The organism is Mycobacterium barrassiae, from assembly GCF_025822765.1.
Lineage (GTDB): Bacteria > Actinomycetota > Actinomycetes > Mycobacteriales > Mycobacteriaceae > Mycobacterium > Mycobacterium barrassiae.
In genome coordinates this window covers 1-1,210 of the sequence record NZ_JACKUK010000047.1, presented here as the reverse complement: position 1 = coordinate 1,210, position 1,210 = coordinate 1, and the positions used below count along the sequence as shown (strand labels likewise).

Annotated in this window: 1 rRNA gene; it reads left to right on the top strand. The window is 56.4% G+C overall.

The annotated features are described in order from the left end of the window. Positions 1–406: 406 nt before the first annotated feature. Positions 407–1,210 (top strand): 23S ribosomal RNA (locus tag H7J93_RS29090); the annotation flags it as partial.

Below are 1,210 nucleotides of genomic sequence, written 5' to 3'. Positions count from 1 at the left end.
TAGCCGTACCGGAAGGTGCGGCTGGATCACCTCCTTTCTAAGGAGCACCATTTCATTCCCCCACCCCCGCATCGTGTGGGATCAGTGTGGTTGGGAGATCAGTGCCGGGGCCTGTAGTGGGTGCCCGGTCGGTGCACGACAAACGTTGAACCGCAACGGGATTCACTCTTTCGGGGTGGATTGCGGTGAGGGAACTGCCAGACACACTATTGGGCTTTGAGACAACAAGCCCGTTGTTCCCTGGCCACTGTGTGTGGTGGGAGGCGTGTTGTTGCCCCGTCTTTGGTGGTGGGGTGTGGTGTTTGATTTGTGGATAGTGGTTGCGAGCATCGATCCGGCAGCTTTGGCTGTTGGGTTTGATAATGCAATTTTTTGATTCTTCCGAGAATTTTTGAACTGTTTTGTGTTGTAAGTGTTTTAGGGCGCATGGTGGATGCCTTGGCACTGGGAGCCGATGAAGGACGTGGGAGGCTGCGTTATGCCTCGGGGAGCTGTCAACCGAGCGTGGATCCGAGGATGTCTCAGTACCCGTAGGAAGAGAAAACAAGTGTGATTCCGTGAGTAGTGGCGAGCGAAAGCGGAGGATGGCTAAACCGCGTGCATGTGATACCCGGCGGGGGTTGTGTGTGCGGTGTTGTGGGGCGTTTCTTCTCTCCTCCGCCGAGGGGAGCGAAAGTGATAAACCGTGGTGTTAGGTGAAGTGGTCTGGGATGGCCTGCCGTAGTGGGTGAGAGCCCCGTAACTGAAAACATCATGGCTTTCGTGGAACTGTCCCCGAGTAGCAGCGGGCCCGTGGAATCTGCTGTGAATCTGCCGGGACCACACCACCCGGTAAGCCTGAATACTTCCCAGTGACCGATAGCGGATTAGTACCGTGAGGGAATGGTGAAAAGTACCCCGGGAGGGGAGTGAAAGAGTACCTGAAACCGTGTGCCTACAATCCGTCAAAGCCCTCACTTTTGTGTGGGGTGATGGCGTGCCTTTTGAAGAATGAGCCTGCGAGTCAGGGACATGTCGCGAGGTTAACCCGGGTGGGGTAGCCGCAGCGAAAGCGAGTCTGAATAGGGCGTATCCAATCCGTAGGGGTTGGTGTAGTGGTGTGTTCTGGACCCGAAGCGGAGTGATCTACCCATGGCCAGGGTGAAGCGCGGGTAAGACCGCGTGGAGGCCCGAACCCACTTAGGTTGAAGACTGAGGGGATGAGTTGTGG